The sequence below is a fragment of the Paenibacillus sp. O199 genome (genome assembly GCF_001636635.1).
Taxonomy (GTDB): Bacteria; Bacillota; Bacilli; order Paenibacillales; family Paenibacillaceae; genus Paenibacillus; species Paenibacillus marchantiae.
Genome location: NZ_LGRP01000016.1, coordinates 80,580 through 104,847, shown reverse-complemented (window position 1 = coordinate 104,847; position 24,268 = coordinate 80,580). Strand labels below are relative to the sequence as shown.

The 24,268-nt window shown below is 45.8% G+C and carries 25 protein-coding genes; 7 read left to right on the top strand and 18 right to left on the bottom strand.

Translation table 11 applies throughout. The features are described from left to right. Window positions 1-99: 99 nt before the first annotated feature. Window positions 100-1,119, bottom strand: a complete 1,020-nt coding sequence (locus tag A6049_RS21485) for an asparaginase (protein WP_063566606.1) — start codon at window positions 1,117-1,119, stop codon at window positions 100-102. 179 nt (window positions 1,120-1,298) lie between these two features. Here A6049_RS21485 and A6049_RS21480 point away from each other — a divergent pair, with 179 nt between their 5' ends. The 4 genes from A6049_RS21480 to A6049_RS21465 all read left to right on the top strand — a co-directional run bounded on the left by A6049_RS21480 (window position 1,299) and on the right by A6049_RS21465 (window position 3,306). Continuing rightward, window positions 1,299-1,994 carry a phosphatase PAP2 family protein gene (locus tag A6049_RS21480; RefSeq protein ID WP_063566605.1) on the top strand — a complete coding sequence of 232 codons (696 nt, stop codon included), beginning with the start codon at window positions 1,299-1,301 and terminating at the stop codon, window positions 1,992-1,994. A gap of 134 nt (window positions 1,995-2,128) precedes the next feature. Beyond that, window positions 2,129-2,386, top strand: a complete 258-nt coding sequence (locus A6049_RS21475; protein WP_063566604.1) for a GlsB/YeaQ/YmgE family stress response membrane protein — start codon at window positions 2,129-2,131, stop codon at window positions 2,384-2,386. Window positions 2,387-2,451: 65 nt separating this feature from the next. Further along, entirely contained in the window at window positions 2,452-2,859 is a 408-nt protein-coding gene (locus A6049_RS21470) for a YtxH domain-containing protein (RefSeq protein WP_063566603.1), read from the top strand. An 81-nt stretch (window positions 2,860-2,940) separates the two neighbouring features. Next, entirely contained in the window at window positions 2,941-3,306 is a 366-nt protein-coding gene (locus A6049_RS21465; protein WP_082935221.1) for a DUF5665 domain-containing protein, read from the top strand. 25 nt (window positions 3,307-3,331) lie between these two features. Here A6049_RS21465 and A6049_RS21460 read toward each other — a convergent pair whose 3' ends face one another. From A6049_RS21460 to A6049_RS21410, 11 genes are all read right to left on the bottom strand, one after another. Further along, the gene (locus A6049_RS21460; RefSeq protein ID WP_240321509.1) at window positions 3,332-4,360 is read right to left on the bottom strand and encodes a magnesium transporter CorA family protein; all 1,029 of its coding nucleotides are present in this window, start codon (window positions 4,358-4,360) and stop codon (window positions 3,332-3,334) included. A 128-nt stretch (window positions 4,361-4,488) separates the two neighbouring features. Continuing rightward, complete coding sequence (locus A6049_RS21455; RefSeq protein WP_024631358.1) at window positions 4,489-5,262, bottom strand: sigma-70 family RNA polymerase sigma factor; 774 nt, start codon at window positions 5,260-5,262, stop codon at window positions 4,489-4,491. Then, on the bottom strand, window positions 5,259-5,711 hold the full coding sequence (gene rsbW / locus A6049_RS21450) for an anti-sigma B factor RsbW (RefSeq protein WP_063566601.1): 453 nt from the start codon (window positions 5,709-5,711) through the stop codon (window positions 5,259-5,261). The genes A6049_RS21455 and rsbW overlap by 4 nt, the downstream gene beginning before the upstream one ends. An 18-nt stretch (window positions 5,712-5,729) precedes the next feature. Further along, the gene (locus tag A6049_RS21445; RefSeq protein ID WP_063566600.1) at window positions 5,730-6,068 is read right to left on the bottom strand and encodes an STAS domain-containing protein; all 339 of its coding nucleotides are present in this window, start codon (window positions 6,066-6,068) and stop codon (window positions 5,730-5,732) included. An 86-nt stretch (window positions 6,069-6,154) separates the two neighbouring features. After that, window positions 6,155-7,831, bottom strand: a complete 1,677-nt coding sequence (locus tag A6049_RS21440) for a response regulator (protein WP_063566599.1) — start codon at window positions 7,829-7,831, stop codon at window positions 6,155-6,157. Between the two features lie 16 nt (window positions 7,832-7,847). Next, a complete protein-coding gene (locus A6049_RS21435) occupies window positions 7,848-8,720 on the bottom strand; it encodes a CheR family methyltransferase (RefSeq protein WP_063566598.1) in 873 nt (290 codons plus the stop codon). A 71-nt stretch (window positions 8,721-8,791) separates the two neighbouring features. After that, the gene (locus tag A6049_RS21430; RefSeq protein ID WP_063566597.1) at window positions 8,792-12,517 is read right to left on the bottom strand and encodes a response regulator; all 3,726 of its coding nucleotides are present in this window, start codon (window positions 12,515-12,517) and stop codon (window positions 8,792-8,794) included. After that, the gene (locus tag A6049_RS21425; RefSeq protein WP_063566596.1) at window positions 12,514-13,683 is read right to left on the bottom strand and encodes a PP2C family protein-serine/threonine phosphatase; all 1,170 of its coding nucleotides are present in this window, start codon (window positions 13,681-13,683) and stop codon (window positions 12,514-12,516) included. The genes A6049_RS21430 and A6049_RS21425 overlap by 4 nt, the downstream gene beginning before the upstream one ends. 391 nt (window positions 13,684-14,074) lie before the next feature. Beyond that, a complete protein-coding gene (locus tag A6049_RS21420) occupies window positions 14,075-14,419 on the bottom strand; it encodes a YflT domain-containing protein (RefSeq protein ID WP_063566595.1) in 345 nt (114 codons plus the stop codon). Window positions 14,420-14,512: 93 nt separating this feature from the next. Beyond that, entirely contained in the window at window positions 14,513-15,046 is a 534-nt protein-coding gene (locus A6049_RS21415; protein WP_063566594.1) for a hypothetical protein, read from the bottom strand. Between the two features lie 66 nt (window positions 15,047-15,112). Further along, window positions 15,113-15,625 (bottom strand): DUF948 domain-containing protein, encoded by a 513-nt coding sequence (locus tag A6049_RS21410; protein WP_063566593.1) that lies wholly within the window; start codon window positions 15,623-15,625, stop codon window positions 15,113-15,115. A gap of 219 nt (window positions 15,626-15,844) precedes the next feature. On the opposite strand from A6049_RS21410, the gene A6049_RS32680 reads away from it, so the two are divergent. Next, window positions 15,845-16,009, top strand: coding sequence for a DUF1328 domain-containing protein (locus A6049_RS32680; protein ID WP_017692264.1), 165 nt, complete (start codon window positions 15,845-15,847; stop codon window positions 16,007-16,009). A gap of 398 nt (window positions 16,010-16,407) precedes the next feature. Continuing rightward, on the top strand, window positions 16,408-16,911 hold the full coding sequence (locus tag A6049_RS21405) for a hypothetical protein (RefSeq protein ID WP_090954767.1): 504 nt from the start codon (window positions 16,408-16,410) through the stop codon (window positions 16,909-16,911). 105 nt (window positions 16,912-17,016) lie between these two features. On the opposite strand, the gene A6049_RS21400 is transcribed toward A6049_RS21405, so the two are convergent. Then, window positions 17,017-17,907, bottom strand: a complete 891-nt coding sequence (locus A6049_RS21400) for a cation diffusion facilitator family transporter (protein ID WP_063566592.1) — start codon at window positions 17,905-17,907, stop codon at window positions 17,017-17,019. 292 nt (window positions 17,908-18,199) lie between these two features. On the opposite strand from A6049_RS21400, the gene A6049_RS21395 reads away from it, so the two are divergent. Further along, a complete protein-coding gene (locus A6049_RS21395; protein WP_063566591.1) occupies window positions 18,200-18,388 on the top strand; it encodes a hypothetical protein in 189 nt (62 codons plus the stop codon). Window positions 18,389-18,555: 167 nt separating this feature from the next. Here the strand turns inward: A6049_RS21395 and A6049_RS21390 are convergent, their stop codons facing one another. From A6049_RS21390 to A6049_RS21370, 5 genes are all read right to left on the bottom strand, one after another. Further along, window positions 18,556-20,181 (bottom strand): ABC-F family ATP-binding cassette domain-containing protein, encoded by a 1,626-nt coding sequence (locus tag A6049_RS21390; RefSeq protein WP_063566590.1) that lies wholly within the window; start codon window positions 20,179-20,181, stop codon window positions 18,556-18,558. A 215-nt stretch (window positions 20,182-20,396) separates the two neighbouring features. Then, the gene (locus A6049_RS21385) at window positions 20,397-21,461 is read right to left on the bottom strand and encodes an MBL fold metallo-hydrolase (protein WP_063566589.1); all 1,065 of its coding nucleotides are present in this window, start codon (window positions 21,459-21,461) and stop codon (window positions 20,397-20,399) included. A 71-nt stretch (window positions 21,462-21,532) separates the two neighbouring features. Next, window positions 21,533-21,706 (bottom strand): cytochrome bd oxidase small subunit CydS family protein, encoded by a 174-nt coding sequence (gene cydS / locus A6049_RS34580; RefSeq protein ID WP_481853250.1) that lies wholly within the window; start codon window positions 21,704-21,706, stop codon window positions 21,533-21,535. Window positions 21,707-21,738: 32 nt separating this feature from the next. Continuing rightward, window positions 21,739-22,773: a cytochrome d ubiquinol oxidase subunit II gene (locus A6049_RS21375; RefSeq protein WP_063566587.1), complete on the bottom strand. Its 1,035-nt coding sequence runs from the start codon at window positions 22,771-22,773 to the stop codon at window positions 21,739-21,741. Continuing rightward, entirely contained in the window at window positions 22,770-24,116 is a 1,347-nt protein-coding gene (locus A6049_RS21370; protein WP_063566586.1) for a cytochrome ubiquinol oxidase subunit I, read from the bottom strand. The genes A6049_RS21375 and A6049_RS21370 overlap by 4 nt, the downstream gene beginning before the upstream one ends. Between the last annotated feature and the right edge of the window lie 152 nt (window positions 24,117-24,268).

Sequence of the window (24,268 nt, the reverse complement as noted above, 5' to 3'; positions counted from 1 at the left end):
AGTTCTTGCGTGTATATTTAGAATTCTATAGATCAATACCAGTTGGTATGTCATCTTTACCCGTGGTCCGGGAATTCTAATCACGCCCCTTGCATATGGTTATACGCTTTCTTCAGGTGAGTGAAGCTTGAATTCGCTCTCTGCCCGCCCTACGACTTTACCTGCGTCGTTCCGAATGTCAGGTGGATATACTTCTGCCAGTCGCTCGATGGTTTTTTGATTGCTGTAGCCAATCTGCTCCAGAATGGATTGGGCAATATAGGCCCATTCTTCTTCCGAACCATCAAGCACTTTGAACGTAATTCCGAGGCGTTCCTTTTTCAGGGCAAAACCAAATACACCCTTGAAGCCACCTTTGGCTACAATGTTGCTGTCTTCAAGCAGCACGGAATCCACACGCTGCGTTCCTCCTACCATTAACGGATATTCGTTCATGGCTCCAGTAATGGTCTCTACCGCCGAACGTGTAGATGGGTCCTCGATCAGATCCGGGCAAGCCAGCTTCAGATATGCGTTCGACAATGCCGATAACGGCAACGAAAATACCGGAAAGCCGCAGCCATCCGTCCCAAGTTTAATCTCTTTCTGTTCAATCCCTGCCATATAGGCCATGGTCTCAAGAATTTCACGCTGTACCGGATGTTCTGGTTCTGCATAACTTCCCAAATCGGCCTGTTTCATCTGAGTGTATGCGAGAACGCCCAGATGTTTACCGGAGCAGTTGTGGAGAATACGACGCTTCTCTCCTTGAGATCGTAGCCATTGATTTCGGCTTTCTTCATTGAGGGGGTAACTCGGTGCGCAAATCAAGCACTCTTCACCCAACCCTATTTTGCTTTCTATCTGCTCCAACACCTGAATATGCATCGGCTCCGAACGGTGTGAGGAAGACATAATGGCAATCTCCTGAGCTGTCAGACCGTAATGCCCAGCAATACCAGCACGAATCCCCGGAATGGCCTGAAAGGGCTTGGCAGATGAACGGGTAAACGCTCTAAAATGCGGATCTCCGGCTGAATATACAACATTGCCGTTCTCATCCGTAATGCTTATGTGTCCGTAATGGGCGCATTCCATAACGCCCGCACGGTATTCTTTAATTAACAGGGCACTCTCCATGCGAGTTCTCTCCTTTATACTCCCGAATTCATCTCTGCTTTGCGTCACGACGCCGCATGGGATATCTTAAATAGTATAGTACAAAAGCGACGTTTTTACAGTTTTTTCGACAGACATTTCGGGTAATCCTTTATCAATCTTTATCTACCTACTACCATTACTGAAGGAGATACTTATTTATGCTGCGCAAAACGCAATTACCCACTTCCGGGTTAGCTCGCAAAACTTCAGTACGTCCACTGCTCAACTGGGCTGGTGTCGGAATTATAGCCAGCGTTTCGGTCGTCTTCTTGCTGGCGGCTCTGGGAGCGTTGCTGGGTAACGATGTTATCCTTTCATTGGATGACAGGATCCAGCAGTTATTTTATCTGAACTCAGATTCACGTCTTCATCTGTTGCCTTTCATTTCATTCATTACTGCGCTCGGTTCTTTCAGACTTTCTGCCATCGCAGCTATCGGTTTTTCAATTCTTTTCTTGTGGCAGCGTTGTCCCCGTTTCCTCATATATGGTTATGCGTTACTCAGCAGTTTTGCCATGATGTGGATTCTCAACACCTTATTGAAGGAAATATTCAGGCGTAGTAGACCTGAGCTGGAACATCTGCTGGTTGTTCATGGATATAGTTTTCCAAGTGGTCATGCGATGATCTCGATGGGGTTTTATGGCATGCTCTTTGTCATCTGGGCGATTGAACGACATCAACGTATGTCTGGAGTTGCACTGCCTGTCATTTGCGGAATCACATTTATATTTCTGGTCGGCCTCAGCCGCATCATGCTGGGTGTACATTTTCCAACCGACGTTTTCACCGGATTTGCTGCAGGACTGGCTTGGATCTTCTGTATGATTAAAGGGATTCAACGTTCCGTCTGAATTGTACTATCCTATAATTTCCAGTACAGATCTCCCTACATTGATTGTTTCACCTGGAAGCACGGCGTTTATATACGAAGTAAGCAAACGCGAACAGACACCATCCTACATCAAGTACAAAGGAGGCGGTTGTTATGTGGGGTATTATTATCAGCATTGTGATGGCAGTCATTATCGGTGTAATCGGTGATGCACTTGCCGGTCATAACATGCCTGGAGGAATTATTGGTGCAATGGTTGCCGGATTTGCCGGAGCCTGGCTGGGAGCACTCTTGCTTGGTAACTGGGGACCGGTCATCGGTAACTTTGCCGTAATTCCTGCTATCATTGGAACAGCAGTCTTTGTCTTTTTGCTGGGGCTTGTGTCCAGACTGTTCAGACAGGCTGCCTGATCGGTGCAACAAGGTGTTCGTTGTTTCGTATTCGTTTCTTAAATTTGAAGAAGGAGTGATTTGACATGAATAAAGCAGAAGAACAATATCCTGTACAAAGCGGTTCCACTTTCGCCAAAGGTATTTTCATCGGAGGATTGCTGGGAGCAGCTGCAGCACTACTCTTTGCCCCTAAACCAGGACGCGAATTGCGTGATGACCTTTCCGAGAAAGTGGGGATCGTTACAGATCGCACAAAAGAAGTTGCAGCGGTTGTCGGTGATAAAGCTTCCGAACTGGCTAAAACGGTCTCTTCCAAAACTTCTGATATTGCAAAAACGGTAAACCAAGGCCGTAATGACGTTATGGACTCCGTAAGAAAAGCTTCCGCTGATGTAGCGAATGAAGCATCCAAAGCGTCGGACGAAGTGGCTACCGCTTCTGTAGAAGCGAAGGAAGATGCACGTAAAGAATTGAACTCGACCAGCCTGTAAGGCTTTGGATCGAGTGACCAATAGCCAGCTGTATTCCAGCTGGCTATTTTTTATCCACGGCGAGATTAAAGGAGGAAGAACATGAGTAAAGTCACAATGAACGGCAATACGCCCATAACCGGAGGAAAACCCGCACAACAGTATGATACAACAGAACACCCTTTTGAATTGCGACATGAGGTCAAACGTCTGAATACTCGGCTGGATCAGATTGCAGACAGTTTGGAAAAATCTCAAATCAAGGATATTATCGAAAACTACAGCAGTCCCAAAAAACGTATCATTACCAACTTCACCGCTGGTATGGCACGTGGTTTGGGTTTGACGGTAGGTACCTTCGTCGTTCTTGGTCTGCTCGCTTTTATTCTCAGTCAATTCGTGAACATGCCAATTGTAGGACAATATATTGCTGACTTACTGGGATATATTGAAGATTATAAAAAATAAAAGGCACAGGGTGAGGCTGACAAAGTCATCGCCTTCGTTTGCCATTGGCATGCTTCTCTGTTTCTTTGGCCGACGGCTGGGAAGACTTCACTTTGAGCAGATCCCCTGTCCAGCCCTTCATCATCATCCATACATACATGCCGATCATGCTAATGATTATAAGCGCAAGGACGAGTACAACACCCCATGTTTTGTCGATCCAAGGCAGATTCTCGAAGTTCATTCCCCATATGGCTCCTGCAGCCGTTGCGGGCGTGAATACCGAGGTTACAAGGGTCAGTGTCTTCATAATCTCATTGCCCCGCACCCCTGAAATGGCATTATCGATGGAGATCAATGTATCAATCTCTGTCTCATAATGTTTGAACAAACGCTCCATCCGTTCGATCCGGTGCTGGAGCTGCTGGAAAAAGCGATTCTCTTTCAATTCATCCAGGTAGGCTTCCCTGGCAGCAGCCATCAATTCGGAATACGGAATGAACAGGTTACTCCAATACAGCAGCTCAAATCTAGCCGCAAGAATCTGATCCATCAACGTGCGTGCATTGCGGGATTCCATCGTCCGCTCCAAATCCCTCAGGTTCATCTCAAAATGGTCCATACCCACATGGTAATAATGCAATATCGCGCGAAAGAGCACAAACATGCCGTCCCTTGCTTCACTGCACTGTTGTAACATGGCTGCACGTTCACCTGTATTCATAATACCTCTGGTATTATCATCTACATTCAAGGTAACCAGTCTTTCTTGATCCACATAGAAAAACATCTGATTATCTTTACGTGGATCGTTTCTTTCATTCTTGACCGCATATAATAATGACCCGAATATCACGGGCTCCGTGCCGTTCATGAAGCGGACGGACAGGTAGTTGGACTCTACCTCCGGTATTTTGCGAAGCCAGTACTGCATTTCCGGAAATGCGTTCGTCAGTTCCTCCAAGGCATCAGCCATACTCTCCTGATCAGGTGCAACCCAATCCCACCATTCCCAATGGTCTGAGTAGGTAAGCTTATCCCGACGCGCTTCCAGCTTGACTTTATCCACAATCACAAACATCCACTCCTGCATTCATACTGTTCATTAAAAATCATTGATCCCAAAAAAAGGACACGTATGCATTCCATTGGAATCACGTGTCCTTCTCTATGCCGTGCTCAATATCGTCACCGATCTACATTTCATAATAATGAAGCATTCGACATAATCTGTTTTAATTTCTCAGTGGCTCGCTTCTGGATACGAGATACACTCATTTGGGATACTCCCAATTTCTGAGCAATTGCCCGCTGCGACTGACCATCCTGAAATGCCAAAATAAGCACTTTTTGTTCCTGTTCCTTCAATTGTCCCAATGCCTGCTGCAAGTCCATCCGCTTCTCAACCGAATCGAAGTCATTCACATCAGAACTGATTAGTTCGCCCAAAGTGGCTGCACTCTCATCCTGTGATAGTGGAGAATCCAGTGACACATAGTGGTAACATTCCCGACCAGCCAAGACTTCGATGGTTTCCTCAGGGGTTAAATCCAGGTATTCAGCAATCTCGTTCACACCTGGTGAACGCTCCAGCTTCACTGTCAATTCATCAATGGCATGCTGGACAAGTGCTCCCTTTTCCTTAATTCTACGGGGCACCTGAATATACCAGGACTTGTCCCTTAAATAATTCTTCATATGACCGATCATGCTCTTCATGGCATAAGGTTCAAACGGAATACCCAGATTAATATCGTATTGCTTAAGCAAACGAATTAGGGCCATCTGCCCGGTCTGATACAAATCCTCATACAGATCGGGTCGGTTCCGCGCAATTTTACCTGCTGCCATCTTCACCATCGGTTCATATTTGCGGATAAGAACTGTTGCAATTTCGTTATCCTGGGTTTGCTGGTATTCCCAGATCAAACCTATTGCTTCAGACATGGACTCTGGGGGAGTCACTTTTTCATTCATACTTTCTCCTCACTTCTTGCAAGACGTTTTACGAGTACTACTTTCGTACCTTTGCCCGTCTCACTTTCCACACTGACATCGTCCATCAGAGCTTGCATCAGGTAAAATCCAAGTCCACCGATTTGGGCATCTGTCAGTTCTTTGTCATGAAGGCCTGCACGGGATACCGCCGGGTTAATGTTCTCGAAGCTGGCTCCTTCATCTTTGACGGTAATAGCCAGCGTGTCATTATCCACTTCGAACACAACCTCAACCATGCCGCCTTCGTGTGAGTAAGCATACAGTACAGAGTTATTACAGGCCTCGGATACAGCAACCTTCATATCCTCAATGTCCTCATAAGAAAATCCCATTTTGGACGCAACACCATAAAGATTGAGTCTTACAATATCAACGTAATCAGCTGTCGCCGGTAAATTAAGGGTGACTCTTTGAACTTCTGCATTCATTCCTTTTTCGATCCTTTCCTATTGGGAATTCTTCTGTGAGACAAAGAATTTGGCAATACCCGTCATATCAAAAAGTTTCTGAATTTGCGCAGGAACTTCCTGTACTTCAAAGCGAGCTTCCATTCCATGCCGTGCTTTCAGAACAGATAACAGGATACCAATCCCTGTACTATCGATGTACTTCAAGTCTTGCATGTTAATAATCAAATCTTGTTCCTTGTTGTCCACAAGCGGCTCCATCACTAAACGGAATTCAGGAGCAACCGACAAATCCAGTTCGCCAGTCAGATACACCGTGCACACGCCATCAAGTGTTTCTGTTCTTGCATTGAATTTTTCATTTTTATTTGTATTCATTAGACATCTCTCTCCTGATCAATGGTTTCTTTACCTAATAACCCATCTACAGCACATATGAAACAGTAATCGAATTAGCAAATATTTCAATTCGCCTGATTTATGGCCGATGCGTTGGATTTGAACCCTTGTCTTTCTTCCTGAAATCGGGACAACTTCTGTTTCACATTGCCCATTTTCACAGGTTTACTGATGTAATCGTCCATACCTACAGTGGAACATCGCTGCTGAATACCATCCATGACATTGGCGGTCATCGCTACAATAACCGGCTGCTGGTCTTGAGGAAGGCTCTCACGAATTCTGCGTGTACACTCCAATCCATCCATCACGGGCATTTGCAAATCCATAAATATATAATCATAATTGCGGTTCGCTAAAACCATCTCCAGCGCCTTCTTGCCATCTTCGGCGATATCTGCGACGAGTCCAAGCTTGCCCAGCATAATAGACATTAGTTTCTGATTAATAGGATGATCATCGACGATTAATACGCTTGGATGCATTTCATAATTTTTTTTAATGTCCGTAAGCTGATCTTCCCCCATACCTGTCGTCAGCTCAGTCTCAACATACCGCTGCGCTTGAATGGTAAATACAAACGTAGCCCCACGCAGCTCTGACGTATCCAGATATATCTTTCCACCCATCATTTCAACGAGCGTTTTGCATATAGCCAGCCCCAGACCCGTTCCACCATACTTACGCGTCATGGATGTGTCCAGTTGGGAAAACGGCTGGAACAGACGATCTACTTTGTCTGGTGCTATGCCTATTCCTGTATCTTTTACAGCAAACTCCAGCGTCATTCGCCCGTCTTTTTCCTCATTAACGGATACGATCAGATACACGCCACCGTGGTCCGTGAACTTGATGGCATTGGCAATCAGATTCAATAAAACCTGGCGCAGCCTTGCCATATCTCCATAGATCAGTTCGGGTACCGAATCTTCCAGGAAATATTCCAGCTCAATATTCTTTTTGCCAGCTTCAACCGCAAAGAGTCTCAGTACTTCACGTATACAGGACACAAGTTCGAACGGATGCTCTTCCAGCTCCATTTTGCCGGATTCCATCTTGGTGAAATCAAGGATATCGTTAATCACCGTAACGAGTGCATCGGCACTGCGACGTACAATGTCCGCGTATTCCTTCTGATCTTCCTTCAGATCCGTTTCCATCAACAGATCAACCATACCGATAACGCCATTCATCGGCGTACGAATCTCATGACTCATCATGGCAAGGAACTCGGTCTTCGCATTTGCAGCAATTTCCGCTTCCTCTTTGGCCTGAACGAGCTGCTGGTTCATTTTCTCCAGTTCCTGCGTCTTCTGATGCAGCAGCATCGTCTGTGTTTTCAAACGTTTATTCGTGATAAACATTTCTACAAAGCCCTCGATTTTGGATTTCAAAATTTGAGGGATAAACGGCTTGACCATATAATCAATGGCTCCTGCGGAATAACCTGCAAATAAGTGCTCTGCCTCTCTGCTATTTGCAGAGATGAAAATAATCGGCACGTCCTTGGACTTGTCACGCGCCTTGATTAACTTTGCTGTCTCAATTCCGTCCATCCCAGGCATCTGCACATCCAGCACAATGACCGCAAATTCGTCTTTCAGCAAACAGCGAAGTGCCTCTTCCCCGGAGGTTGCCTTGACGAGCTTGTACTGTTCCGATTCCAGAACCGCTTCGAGAGCGAGCAGGTTCTCGGGGCGGTCATCTACCAATAATATGTGGATTGGTTCATTGAGCCCCATGACTAAGCTTAACCCCCTATTTAATCTTCCGGTATATTTTTTCCGTCCGGTCTAACGGCTCGTAGGCATCGCTGAATTCCGTAAAATGTATCGATTCTTTAGATCCCAGAACAAGGATGCCGAAGTGGCTCAAACTTTCATGAAAAAGTCCGTGCACATGGTTTCGCAATTCATCATTGAAATAAATCATGACATTGCGGCAAAAAATCACATTAAACTCGTTAAATGACCGGTCTGTCGCCAAATTATGTTCGGCAAAAATAATATTTTTCCGTAAATAAGGATGAAATATAACGGAATTATATTTCGCAGTGTAATACTCCGAGAATGCGCGGGTGCCCCCGGCTTCCAGATAATTTGTAGTATATAATTTCATTTTCTCAATGCCATATACGCCTTCCTTGGCCTGCTGCAATGAGCGATCATTCATATCTGTTGCGTATATTCTTGCCTTGTCGTATAGTCCTTCCTCATGCAGCATAATCGCCATGGAATAGACTTCCTCTCCTGTAGAACAGCCAGCATGCCATATCCGGATGTATGGATAAGTCCTCAGTACAGGAATAATCTGTTCCCGGAAGAACCGAAACAAGGTTGGATCACGAAACATTTCTGTTACAGGGATGGACAGATTCTGTACAAAACGATCAAATGCAGAACGGTCATGAAGCACTTTTTCCTGTAAACCTGAAATGGTCTTTAGTCCTTCGGCATGTACATAATGCCAGATTCTACGTCTTAACGACGGTAACGCGTAGTTCCTGAAATCATATCCATATAAACGGTGCATACCTTCCAATAGCAACTCGATCTCGATCAGTTCACGCTCTTCATCTTGCGGCATGCGGATCGATTCTGCCTCCGCCTCGGTAGGTTCCCACGGTGTCATGTCTTCTCTCCACTTCTTCATTTGTTACTTGCGTAATAGATGTATTGTCCTTCATTACCCAAACTATCGGGTTACGAATACAGCCATACCCGCATTAGGGATAACAATTGATCCGTTTGGATCGGTTTTTTTACATAATCGGACGCTCCAGCCTCGATACACTTGCCACGATCCTCTTTCATGGCTTTTGCGGTTAAGGCGATAATTGGCAATTTTTCGAACTTCGGTATCTGTCTGATCCGTGTCATGGCCTCATAACCGTCCATCTCCGGCATCATCATATCCATTAATACTAGATCGATCTCCGGGTTCTTATCCAGAATCTCCAGAGCTTCACGGCCGTTCTCCGCAAATGTCACATCCATGCGATAGCCTTCAAGCACGCTTGAAAGGGCAAATACATTACGGATGTCGTCATCCACTAGCAATATTTTCTTGCCTTCAAACAAGGTTTCCTTATTATGCAGCTTCTGCAGAATTCGACGCTTGTCTTCCGGCAGGTTAGCTTCTACCCGGTGCAAGAACAAGGTCGTCTCATCAAGCAGACGTTCAGGTGACTTCACGTCTTTGATAATAATGGACTCCGCATATTTGCGAAGCTTCATCTCTTCTTTGCTGTCCAGTTCTTTGCCTGTATAAATAATGATCGGAAGATCATTCAAGTACTGATCGTCCCGAATCTGGTCAAGCAGCTCGAATCCGGTCATATCTGTCAGCATCAAGTCCAGAACCATGCAATCATAGCGTTGACTGTGCAATTCATTCAAGGCCTCACTGCCAGTGGACACTGCTGTGATTGCAACATCATCGTGGCCAATCAGTTCAATGATGGCTTTCCGCTGTATTTCATCATCTTCCACAATCAATAGGCGTTTCAATTGATTCTCTGTATAGGATTCGATATGCGAGAAAGCTTTATCCAGCGAATCTTTACTGGAAGGTTTTTTCAGATAAGCAATGGCTCCCATCATCAAACCTTGTTTCATATCATCAATAACTGAGATGACATGTACCGGGATATGACGTGTCGCCGAGCTGCTTTTCAACTCACCCAGAATCGCCCAGCCATCCATCACAGGCAACTGGATATCGAGGATAATCGCATCCGGCAAATATTGACGGGCCATTTCGAGTCCTATGTCTCCCTGAAGCGCCACAATAGCCTTAAATCCTCTGCCTCTCGCCATATCCATCAAAATGTGCGCAAAATTCACATCGTCCTCAATAATGAGGAGAATCTTGTCACCTTCCAAGAGGTTTTCCTGATCATCCTCCAATTGTACAGATACAGGGGAGTCGGATTGAGGCAGCTCCATAATTGAAATGCTTTCCGTATCAGGTGTCAGCAAGGTCTGTCTGCCTGAACGCATCGTATGTGATTCTCTTCCGAAGCTTTCAATCTCAGAAGCAGCAGCAGCAGCAGCTTCTCTTGCCGCGTCGTCCACCTGAACCTCCTCTTCGTGATTATCCGGCAGGAACAAGGTAAAGCTACTGCCCACACCTTCAGAAGACTCTACCTGAATAGCACCGCCAAGCAGGCGGGCAAGTTCGCGACTTATGGACAATCCCAGGCCCGTGCCGCCATATTTACGGCTGGTTGTACCGTCTACCTGCTGGAATGCTTCAAAGATCAGATCCGTCTTGTCCGATGGAATTCCGATGCCGGTATCCTTCACGGTGAAGCCTACGTATTCCTGGTTCGTATTCAGGTACCCAGGAAGCTCTTCCATTTTCATCTTCCGCCCAATCAGGCTTACAGATCCACGGTTCGTAAACTTGAACGCGTTCGACAACAGATTCCGTAAAATCTGTTTGACGCGGTGGCTGTCGGTATATACCCATTCCGGCAAATTGCTGTCGAACTCAATGTTCAGGTTGAGTTCTTTTTTGTTCGCCATTGGGCCAAAATTTTGTTGAACAAAGCTGGTCAGTTCTTCCATGCGCACCGTCTCATAATTGATATCCATTTTGCCCGCATCCACCTTGGACAGATCCAAAATTTCATCAATCATTTTCAGCAAATCCGCACCGGACATATAGATCGTCTGGGCATATTCCTGCTGTTTAACACTCAGGTTTCCATCCTTATTCTCGGATAACAATTGGGACAGGATCAGAAGACTGTTAAGTGGTGTGCGCAATTCATGCGACATATTTGCCAAAAATTCTGACTTGTACTTACTTGTCATCGACAATTGCATGGCTTGCTGTTCCAACTGAGTTTTGGTTTTCTCAATCTCGTCGTTCTTCTCTTCCACTTCACGTACCTGTTCTTCCAGTGCACGAGTCTTGGCAATCAGCTCAGTATTGAAGTGCTCCAATTCTTCCTGTTGACGCTGTAACAGCTCTTCAGAACGTTTGAGAGCTCCCGTCTGTTCTTCCAGATTCTCATTCGAACGGCGCAGCTCCTCTTGCTGTGTCTGTAGCTCTTCGGATTGCACCTGCAATTCCTCAGTGAGCGCCTGGGATTCACGCAGCAATTCCTCCACCCGCAAACGACGACGAACGTTGTTAAGAATAACGCCCAAATTCATAATCAGTTGTGAGAACAACTGTGTATGCAGATTCGTGAACCCTTCAAACGAAGCCAGTTCGACTACGCCAATCAGTTCATCCTCAAATACGACAGGATAGATCATCACACCAGAAGCACGCGATGATCCCGTTGCTGATCCGATGTTCACATAATCCTCTGGAGTTTTTTCCAGAATAATTGGTGTCATATCCAATGCGGCTTGACCAATTAACCCCTCGCCGATACGGTAAACCTCTTTGCCAACATCTTCATTTTCTTCAAACGCATAAGCCCCATAACGTCTCAATTCGTCTGGATGTTTCTCTTCATCGATCAGGTATACGACACCTAGTTGAGCTCCAAGCACAGGTGTAAATTCGCTGATAAACATCTGCGAGATCTGACGAATCGACCCTATACCCCGCAACAATTCTGGAACTCTAGCAATGTTCGAACTCATCCAATTCTGATCTTGCTGTGCTTGTAAATAAGCTTTCTCGACTTCCAGTTTTTCTTCCAAATCATTGGATACATCCTTGAACACACTGGCAATCTGACCAATCTCGTCGGTAGACTTCACCTGTATGCGGCGAATGGTTCGATAACGCCCTTTGCCAAAACTGGTAATCATCATGGACACGGTATTCAGACCGCGTGTAATACTTGGCAGCACCCACATAATGACACCCAACGCGAGTAGTAATCCGGCAATCATGATGGCTACTGTAATTTGTACCGCGCGCATATAGGCTGCGTTCGCATCCTTAATCTCGGTATCTATCTCCTGGTCCTGATAACGGGATAGGGCATTCAGGCTGTCTACAGCTTCCTTTTGCACTGCCAAACCGATTGAGTTCCGGTAGTTATTGGCATCCTCTGCCCGATTCTGAGACATCAAACTGACCTGTCTTTCAGCATAAGCATTATAAGCTTCCCAGGCCGTATTCACACGATCCACCAGTTGATGCTCTGGTGCGCTGTCCGCCCGATCCCGCACTTCCTCAAGGTAGCCTTCGCCTTTTTTCTGCATCTCCTTCAAATCGCCGTCTGCAGCACTTATCGAATTGTTGGGATTCAGCAACAAGTTAGCCAGCACTTTGGCTATATCATTGACCTCTCCACGTGCAGCAGAAGTATATCTGACTTTGAGGTATCGCTCCTGATACATCTGATCGATCTGTTTATTGCTGCTGTTCAGCCGTTCGTAACTCACAAACGTAAGCACAATCATAATGGCCATCAGAGCTGTAAAGCCAATCAGCAGTTTATTTCTGATCTTCATTCAGCTTCGACCCCTTTATTTAAGGTAATCCATACCAAACATTTATCATCATCCCGCTCCTGCGGAATCTCATCATCGAAGAACAACGCCTGCATGGCCGCTTCATCCCACTGATGGGAACCCGCCAGTTTTTCCTTCAAAAATGCCTGCTGCATTTCCTGATCACCCTGGACGGCTTCAGTCAAACCATCCGTATAAAGGGCGATATGCCCCTCGCCTTCATAGTGAATGGTCTGTGGTTCAATATCCATCTTGTCGAACAGGCCTACAGGACAGCAGACGCTGTCAAGCGTTGTCACACTTCCGTCCTGGCGGAAAAAGAGTGCTGGCGGGTGACCTGCGTTAACATAATCAATTCGCTTCATTCGCGTATCTACGACCAGATATATCGCTGTAAAATAGTACTGCACCAGCTGTTTTTCCAGATGCAACTGATTAAAGCGACGATTCAGTTCCTGAATAACCTTCTCCGGGTCTACATACGTTGTAACGGTGTCTTTCAGCACGGAAGCAATGAACATGGTAAATAGGGATGAAGATATCCCATGCCCCATCATATCCAGCAATAGGACTCCATATCTGCCTTCACCAAGCGGATACCACGAATACAGATCACCCGCAAGTTCAAACGAAGGTTTGTAAATTGCATTAACGTGGAACAATGGATCTTCAATCGCTGGGCTTAACACAGCATTCTGTACCATTGCCGCAAGTTTCAGTTCATCCTGAATCCGTTGATCACGCTCTTTATGCCAATCCTTCTCTTGTTTCAAACGAAGTGCAAGACGGATTCTAGCCATCAGTTCGACTTTGTTAATAGGTTTAGTCACATAATCGGATGCACCTGCATCCAGCGCCTCGGCCAATTTCTTGGAATCTCCGATCGCGGTTACCATAATAATGGGTATATCCTTGAGATTTTCAAATTTCTGCACAATACTGCATGCTTCGATTCCATCCATCTCTGGCATCATCATATCTAGCAAAATCAGGTCAATATCCGACGGCTTGGGACGAAGTTCATTGTTTTCCTCACCTATCCCAAGGACTTCAAACATCTCCATGGCAGAACTTGCCGTTACAATGTCACGATAGTTTTCTTTTTTCAGAATTTCTCGAATGATAATGACATTCGTCGGATTGTCGTCAACAATAAGTATTCTCATTTCTATCTCCTTATCTGTGGCGTCCGGGTTTGTCGATTCTTATCAGGTCAGCTAACAACCTTAATTATACAAATTTCGCATACAACACAGCGGTAGACATAATAATTCCTAGTATAACTATAATCGTATTATCAAAAAACTTCTATCAGTAAATGGCACCATCGCAGGAGAATTCACCCGCTTGTTACCCTGTTTTTGCTGCGTTCTGATCCCGCTTCCAAACTTGCAAAAACATAGATAAGGAATGGGGATATCCCCATTCCTTATCTATGTTTTTGGTTAAGCATTCTGCGTCATTAACTTGAAAGCTCTTTTGAATGATGCAAAATACTTGATTCTGAAGCTTGTCCATTCTCAGAAGGCTCCAGCTTACGTGTTTGTATCAGCTAAGCTATTCTTTCCTTTTGGCAATCACAAGTACTTTGCCTTTATCGAGTTCACTCTCGTAAAAATCTGCCTCAGCTTCGGTGAAGCCCATCGAAACAATTTTGGCCCGGAGTTCATCACCGCGGGAGCGGAACAGATTCGCCAAGGAATCAAATACGCCTTCTTCCTTGATGCCAATCTCTTTGGCATCTGCCGTATCGGCAATCCGATCTGTACGATCCTTTTCATGGGCTAGAACGAAGATATGATCAGCAAGGTATCCGGTAATCTGCAATTCTTTCACCGCTTCTACCGCTTGGACTCCGTTTTCTACCACTTTTGCATAAGCTTGCGCATTGGTTGAATTCATCGTTTCCACTCTCCTCTGATTATTCTTCTTTATCGAGCTACTTAGTATATAACCATACGATATCGGGTTGAAACGTTTCTGGATTAACCAATCCTAGGAAACCGATTCATCAAAGAGGTCTATTCCTTCAATATGATTGGAGCCTGGCTTCATATATACCTTCAGCGCCTGACTTCCTCGAAGAAATACTTCTCCATCCTCTGCTACATAATACGGCTTGCCCAAAACATCTCGAATGGCCTCAATATTCATATCAATCCATTCCTGATTAAGCTTCAGACGTTTCTCGGAAGCATCAATATGCACATAATTGACCACTCCTGTATCTTCGCAGAGCCCAACCGTTACATCTTTGAATTGATACTCAGGGCAACCCAGGTATGGATCAAGTTCCTTATGAACCGGTTTGCCTTTATTGGCTAATATATCATTCACGCTGTCATCCAGAGAAATGTCATTCAGAGTCCGAAAGTGCTGGACAGGTCCGGATCGATCAGCAGCCAGAATGATCTCTGGTGTCTCCTCTTCCACTACCGTCCATTGCATATCATGAGCAGCGGGTACCGCTGCCGGTTGAACGGAAAAGGGAGAAATTACGCTAAACATAACAAGCAGTAGTTTCATCATGATTCTCACCCTTTCATCAGGTTCATCACCGCTCTGAAGACTTCTATTCATTACAAAACGGTCATGCTATTTCCGCATACGTTGCCATACATTAGCGGCTACATCCACATATTTCAGCCAGCCTTTTCCTCCTTTGGCATCATCATGATATGTAGCTTCATAGGATTGCAGTGTCCGATCTGTCGGTGTAGCAGGCGGCGTCTGTACTACATTCGCTACTTCTGAACGTTTGTTCTGTTCAGTGCTGCTGCGTTTCGTCTGAAACTTGGCCATCAAAGTGGATGACACCTGCTTTGCTGCTTCCGTCACTTCGTTCAGCACTTCACCCAGATTCTGTACAGATTCCATAACGGGATCAATTTGTTTCATTTTGTGCTGCACATCAACTGTAATATCATTGGCATGCCTTACCGTCTGTTTAACTTCATAACTAAGCTCATCAATGGTCTTCTGAACTTCCTGCAGTGTCTGTGACACATTGTCGAGTGAACCCTGAGCGGACTTCAAGGTACGAATTAAAAAGAATACAAGTACTGCAAATGCAATTGCAATTAAAGCCACACTAATTTGATAGATCATAAAAGAACCTCACTTTCCAGTATAAATCGGTTTTGTTATTGCTTAGTTACCCGACCCATTCCGAGGCGAAACAAATAGGATATGAACTGTAAAAACAACTCCTCCTGGTAAAATATCGCAATGTTTCAACCCTAAAGGCCTCGGTTAAAGAACAACTACACACGGCAGTGAGACGAACACTTCTCGCTACCAAGTTCTATAAACGAAAGGATGATACACATGTTGAAATGGTCGGTACTATTTCTAATTATTGCTCTTGTTGCAGGTATTTTCGGATTCTTCGGTATTGTTGAAGCAGCTGCTTCGATTGCCAAAGTACTCTTCTTCATCTTTGTTGTACTGTTCGTCATCTCCCTGATTACGGGACGCAGTCGAATGCGATGAATAGGGCTTCCCAATTATGAACAGCACTCGATACATACAAAAGCCTATCGCGCTTGCAAAAGCCGGTAGGCTTTTGTGCGTTCATAATATCTTTTTTTGCAACAATTCTTCCCCAAGCACATTACGACTTCTCTCTATTATGTATTACGCTCCCTTCTGGTCTATTCATCGCTTCTCCCCGATTACATCATAAAAACAGGACCATTATGACATAGCCAACCCGGTTTTCTCCCACCGAAGTATGATATTTACAGGCTCTCCTTATACCCACATATGCTCCAGTTGACACTGGAGAATCCAAGAAAATATTGTTATAATTTGTGATTCACAAGTGAGCTTGCTTGGTTACTTTTAACACAGGACAACAAACTACATACCTAACCGAGGAGGAAAAACAAATGAAAAAAATCGTAAGTTTTGCCGCTGCTCTGACTTTGATGGGATCCATGGCTGCTGCCGCAGGTGCTGAGGAAGCGGTTACCGGAACGGTAGCTCCAGAAACAGGAACTCCTACAACCACAACAACGCCAGCTGTTGAAGTGAACAAACCTGCTGTAGACACTGTAGAAGGCACAGCTGAGACCGTAACTGGCACAACAGTAGACACAACGGGTACAGAAGGTACTTCAACGACTACTGAAACAACAACTTCAACAAAGGATGACAAAATCTTTGATGAGCCTGTTGTGAAAGCAGGAGATGAGGTTCTGGTCCCTACAATGCTGCTCAACCTGTTGGAGCGCACATGGTTCTATGATGCACCTAATGGCAAACCAATCGGTGCACTGGGTTCCCAAGTCATTGATACGACAGGTGAAGTTGTAGATGGATTCGATGGTGGTCAATGGGTACAAGTGTATACATGGAAAGGTAAAGCTTGGATCCACGTTGCTATTCAATAGTATCGTATAATCGTTCTAACGATAAGTAAAGAGGACAGCACGCAGGCAGCGGCTGTCCTCTTTTCATTTGAAAATGCGCTTATTTCCGGTTTGTCCCTACCCATTTCAAGGACTTTCCGTCGTTCCTTCTTCCATCTTCGGCTCCACATGCACATGTACGTGCATAATGTTATGTGAACGTTTCAAGCGCTCTTCGACCCGGTCACAGATCTGATGACCTTCGATCAGGCTCAGTCCTCCATCCACCTCAATAACCACATCCACCAGTACATGACTGCCGTGCACACGCGCCTTCACGTCCTTGATCATTTCCACACCAGGAACCCGCGCCACAGAGGATCTTAGGTCTGTCAGTTCTTTCTGATCAAATCCGTCTGTCAGACGATGTGTTGAATCACGGAAAATCTCCCAAGCTGTTTTACAAATCAACAGACCTACAGCAATTGCAGCTACTTTGTCCAACCAAGGAAGGCCAAATTGTGCACCGATGATCCCGATCGCAGCCCCTATGCTGACCCAGGCATCCGAACGATTATCTTTGGCCGCAGCCATCAGGGCCTGACTGTTAATTTGTTTGGCAAGACGATGATTGTAACGATATACGCCCAGCATTACCAGCGCACAGACAACGGCAACTGCTGCTGACCACAGATTTGGTGCTACAAAGTTTCCTTCATACCAGGAACGAACTGCTTCAACCAATACCTGCAGGCCAACCATGGCCATAATAAATGAAGCAATTAGGGCAGCGACTGTTTCCGCTCTAAAGTGACCATAGGCATGATCGGAATCAGGTGGCTTCTGGGATATGCGAAGTCCGATCAATACAGCAACCGACGCAACAATATCTGTAAGGTTATTAAAACCATCCGCCAGCAAAGCGCTGGAAGCAAACAAATATCCGCAGATCAATTTAAAAGCAGACAAGACCAGATAGGCCACAATACTGACCCAAGCCCCGCGCTCTCCTTTGCGTATTTCTTCGTAGGCGTTCAAACCGGGCGACACTCCTTTAACGTCTCGTATTACGGTTGTTCCATGTTACCAAATGCGTACCGTGTGGGTCTATAGAAACAGTGTTGCCAAGCTGCATTGCTGTAGGGAAGCCGAAACAAAGTTGCCAGACCGCAGGGCTGTAGGTGAAGAGAAAAAATGTTGGCTCAGTCAAAAAAGTGAAGGTTTTCAGCATTTTATCAGGTTGCCCTTGTGGGGCTTTTGTAAAACGTATAAAATGAGTACATCCCGTCCAATTTGGACGGCTTACTGTAAGACCGGGAGGGAAATAACGATGAGCGATAATAACGAACCGAAAAAGGTCAGTTTGCAGGATGCTATACGCCAGAAACTGGCACAGAAGAAAGAACAGGCAAACACCGGTAACCAATCCAGTGCCTATTTTGAAGGCGGCCCTAAAGCAATGAAGAGCCAAAACAACAAAAAGCCTAACAATCAGCGCCGCCGTACTGGCGGATCCTAGACCGCAAGAAGCTCTTGTATGAGATGTTTCTATGGTTACAGGATCACCCTGTATGACCAAAAAAGAACCGCAAGCCTCCTCTGGAGAGCTTGCGGTTCTTTTTATCTTTTATAAGAGCGTATAGTTAACTACGTTAACCATACTCAATGTAGACAGAATAGCTTATCTTAAGCTTCTACCGGATACATTTTGTTACGCAATTCTTTAATTTCGTCACTTTCCAGGTACTCATCATAGCTCATTTGGCGATCAATAACGCCGTTTGGCGTGATTTCAATAATCCGGTTAGCGATGGTTTGAATGAACTGATGGTCATGGGATGTAAACAGCATGGTGCCGTCAAAATCAATCATACCGTTGTTCAGTGCGGTAATGGACTCCAGATCCAAGTGGTTCGTTGGCTCATCTAGAATCAGAGCGTTAGCGCCTGTTTGCATCATTTTCGCCAACATACAACGAACTTTCTCTCCCCCGGAGAGTACACTTGCTTTTTTCAGGGATTCCTCGCCTGAGAACAACATACGACCCAAGAATCCACGCAGGTACGTTTCATCCTGATCTTTGGAATATTGACGAAGCCAGTCCACGAGACTCATATCTACTCCGTCAAAATATTTGGAGTTGTCTTTCGGGAAATAAGCTTGAGTTGTAGTAATACCCCAAGTGTATTCGCCACTATCCGCTTCTGTTTCACCCATAAGGATATCAAACAACAATGATTTGGCATTACCGTTCGGGCCAACAAAGGCAATTTTATCCCCTTTATTCACCACAAAGCTGAGATCATTCAGCATGTTCACACCATCAATTGTTTTGTTGATACGGTCAACGGTCAACAATTGTTTACCGGCTTCACGCTCAGGTTTGAAGTTGATAAACGGATACTTACGGTTTGATGGACGAAGGTCATCCAGCGTGATTTTGTCGAGTTGTTTCTTACGCGAAGTCGCTTGCTTCGATTTGGAAGCATTCGCCGAGAAGCGTTGAATAAAGGCTTGCAAGTCTTTAATCTTCTCTTCTTTTTTCTTATTAGCATCACGTTGCAAAGCAAGTGCCAATTGGCTAGATTCATACCAGAAATCGTAGTTACCTACGTACAGCTGGATTTTACCGAAATCGATATCTGCAATGTGTGTACATACTTTGTTCAGGAAGTGACGGTCATGGGATACTACAATAACGGTACCTTCATAGTCCATGAGGAAGTTTTCCAGCCATTGAATGGATTCGAGATCCAAGTGGTTGGTAGGCTCATCGAGCAACAGGTTGTTTGGACGACCAAACAAGGCTTGTGCAAGTAGGACACGAACTTTTTCGTTACCGCTCAGTTCAACCATTTTCTTCTCATGCATATCACGATCGATACCCAGACCGATCAAGAGTGCCGCTGCATCCGGCTCAGCATCCCAACCGTTCAGCTCAGCAAACTCGCCTTCAAGCTCTCCGGCACGCAGGCCGTCTTCTTCAGTGAAGTCCGCTTTGGCATACAGCGTATCTTTCTCTTTCATAATGGCATAGAGGCGACTGTGGCCCATAATTACCGTTTCGAGCACTTGATATTCATCATATTCGAAGTGGTTTTGCTTCAATACGGCCATGCGTTCGCCCGGGGTGATGTGCACCTCTCCCGAGTTCGATTCGATTTCACCGGACAAAATTTTCAAAAATGTTGATTTGCCGGCTCCATTGGCGCCGATCAGGCCGTAACAGTTGCCTGGTGTGAATTTGATATTCACATCTTCAAAGAGTGCACGTTTTCCGTAGCGAAGCGTGATGCCGCTTGTACTGATCATTAAGCATTACCATCCTTTATTTATTAATCTGCATACTGCATGAATAGCAACTTGCATTAATCTTGGATTCAATATCCCGATGCCTATTCTGGCACCATATTATAACACAAAAAAGCGGCAAATTCGAAAATTGGCCGCTTTTTACTCGTTAAAGATTTGGTAATCGTTTATTCATGCGGATATACCCTTACATTAGCATATTTGGATCACTTTTGTTAGTCCTGTTTGCTTTCTTCGTGTCGAATACGCAATGTTTCCCCATGTCCGAGCACCCGAATGCGCTCTGCGTTGATTCCAAGTCGTTCTCGTTCAACTTCCATTCGATCCAGCGCTTCCTTGGGTGTGTCATCCGCTAACTTAAATGTTCCATAATGCATGGGAACCATAAGCTGGGAACCCGTTTCTACAAATCCCTGCAACGCTTCTTCCGGCGTCACATGTTGGGATGTCATGAACCATTCCGGGTCGTACGCACCGATTGGCATCAGGGTAACACCGATTTCGAAGCGTTCTCCGATCGTTTTGAATCCCTGAAAGTATCCTGTATCCCCTACAAAATAAATGACTGGCGGACCGCCAGAAGATTGATCAGACGATGCCTCTTTTGGCTCATCCGTTCCTGCTTCTCGGGAATTTTCATGACCATGTCCTTCGCTCGTCGCGGCACTCTCCTCCGACGGAATGACTGCCGGGTGATTTTGTTCCAATACATAACCGCCCCAATGGGACGTGTTGGTATCAAATAGGGTTCGGCGTGTCCAGTGCTGCGCGGGTACAAAGGTTATTTTGACCCCGCCAAGCGTAATATGTTCCCACCACTTCATCTCATGACACCGATGGAAACCTTTGCGCACCATTTTGCGCTTGAGACCATCGGGAACGATGAGCAGTGTCTTGGCTGTGACCAACTTCCGCAGCGATGCGAGATGCAAATGATCATAGTGTGAATGCGAGATCAAAATGACATCCAGAGGTGGAATATCCTGAATCGGAATGCCAGGGGCACCGAGTCTGCGCTGAAACCCCATTTTTTCGGCCCAGACCGGGTCTGTCACGATGTTTAGTCCATGATATTGAATGAAAAACGTGGAATGACCAATCCAGGTAATCGTGGTTTCAGCCCGGTTGGCGTGCAGATAATCCAGTTCAGGCGGGTGCTTGGGCACGGTGTAGGAATAATCCTTAACTTTGCTGCGCCGTTGCTCCCTCCATTGCTTGAATTCCTTCAGCGTTTTGTCCGTACTTACATTATCAATGTTGTTATAACGGATTTTCGGCATGAAAGGGCCCTCCTCCCTTCCTCGTATCTTAACAAAAGATTACCCCGAATTGGAAAGTACGTACCAACAAATCAATCCTTTGGATTTTTGCACTTCGCCAAGTAGACGAACAAAAATGCAATTGCAGCCACGATAATCAGTGGCGGGGCGTACATAATCGTAAAGGTCTCAAAAAAACTTAATCCCGTTATACCGGGAATACCCCTCACTCCCTCGTCAGAGCTGAGAAGTAACCTTGGAAGCATGATGAACAACTTGTTGGGAAGCATGAACGGACTCATCCTTTCTTTTTGCCAGCATTACCTCGCACATAATTGGCATCAAACAGAAACAGCTTCATAATGAGCACGAGTGAAGGAATGAGCACCAGCAGTCCCAGGCTGAACGCCGTAATGAGCGCAATACCCATCGTCTTGTTCGTAAAGCTGTCGAAAATATTAATGTACGGATACAAAATGTATGGAAGATGTGAGCGCCCATAGCCGTACCAGGCAAAGGCGAACTGCAGCATCACGGCGATAAAACACCAGCCCAAATATTTACGTTTCCATACCAGCGAGACGGCGATCACAAAACAGATAAAAGATGCGATAAACATCCATGAGATATTTAACATCTGCTCAAAGTGTGCGGGATTCTGTTTGTTAATCTGTAAAAATGCCAGAAAGCTGGCAAAAATCGTAGGCAGACTCCATAAGAGTGCATACTCCCGAAGAACTTCAAACGCAGTCTCATCCTCCGCCCGCTTGGCATAGTAGGAAAGAAACATCGCTGAGATATAGAGCACACTTACCAGTGCAAGCAATACAACAGACCAGGTATACGGATTCGTCAAAAACTCACGCCAGCGAAAAAATACCTGATCACCCACCTGCTCAATAATTCCACCTTCGGATATCGCCAAAATGGTGGAAAACACCGCCGGAATCAGCAATCCCGTCGCTCCATACAATGCCATGTAAATCCGGCTGTTCTGACCATTGTTCCCATAGGTATTATAGGCGTAGTACACGCCCCGGATCGCAAGCAGCACAATCGCTAATGAACCTGGAACAAGCAGCGCTGTCCCATAATAAAAAGCGCTATCCGGATAAAATCCGACCAGACCAACAACAAAAAAGATCAGAAACACATTCGTCACTTCCCACACGGGTGAGAGATAGCGCTGAATAATGTTATGGATTTTGTTCTCGTGTCCGGTTAATATGCTGTAAAAGCTGAAAAATCCGGCCCCAAAATCAATCGAAGCCACGATCAGATATCCAAACAGAAACGTCCACAAGATCGCGATGCCTGCAATTTCAAAGCTCAATGCACGATCCCTCCTTCCAGACCAAGAGACTCCAGTTCCTTCTCTGCTTCCTTGTTACGGAACAGCTTGCTGAGTACCCGAATCGCTGAAAAGCAAAGGATCAGGTACAGCAGAATAAACAGAACCAGCATCCAGCCTACGGAGGACGATGTTGTTGCTGCTTCCGATACCTTCATGTAACCGCGCAATATCCACGGCTGTCTGCCGACCTCGGCGAACATCCAGCCCAGCTCAATGGCAATCATGGCCAGGGGTCCAAGCAGGACGATGCCGAGCAAGAGCCATTTGGGATAAGGCTTGCGCCCCGGCAGCCAGCGTCGGAACACATAAAGCACCGGAATCAGCAGAATGATCACGCCGGTCGTTACTTTCAGGTCAAACATATAGTGAATGGACAACGGTGGCCTCAGATCGGCGGGAAATTCTTCAAGTCCTTTCACTTCCGTGTCCGGTCTGTTTCCCGCCAATATGCTGAGTGCATAGGGGATCTCAATGGCGTATTTCACTTCATTGTTCTCATCAAGGATACCCCCATACACTAGCGGCGCCTTCGTCATCGTTTTAAAATGCCACTCTGCGGCGGCCAGCTTCTCCGGCTGGTATTTCGCCAGAAATTTACCGGAAGAATCTCCGATCATGACGGTGCTGACCGCAAATACGAGCGCACATACCGTTGTGAGTTTAAGCGCCTTTTTGTAATACACATGATCCCGACCCCGAAGCAAGCTGAATGCGGCGATGCCTGCCAATATACCCGCACTCAATGTGTATGACGAGGCGAGCACGTGAGATACCTTGGTCGGGGTAGCCGGATTCAGCATCGCAGCAATTGGATGGATGTCCTTCATGATGCCATTAATCAGGGTAAACCCCTGAGGCTGGTTCATGAAAGAATTCACCGTTGTAATGAATATCGCGGAGGCAGAGGATCCTAGAGCCACCGGAATCAACAGCAGCATATGGGTATATTTCTTTTTGAAACGGTCCCATGTGTAGAGGTAGATTCCAAGAAAGATGGCCTCTATAAAAAAGGCGAACGTCTCCATAAACAGCGGCAAGGCAATCGCCTGCCCCGCTACTCGCATAAACATCGGCCACAGCAGGCTGAGCTGTAAACCAATTGAGGTGCCTGTAACTACACCAACTGCAACGGTAATAACGAAACCTCGCGCCCATCTGCGCGCCAGCAAGGTGTAATGGATATCATTGGTGCGCAGTCCGCGCCATTCAGCCAAGGCGATCATGAGTGGAACGCCTACACCGATGGAAGCAAAAATGATGTGCACAAACAGGGTAAGACCGGTCAGCATCCGGCTGAGCAGAACAGGATCCAGGGATGACATGGGTTACACTCCTCTTTCACATAATCGTTATGTACGACTTCATACCACCTGTGTGACGATATGCCTCAATAACTCATGATCCGGATAATACTTTTGACAACGGCATACAGCACGATCACGGCTGCGACCAGGCAGACGATAATAAGGGTTTT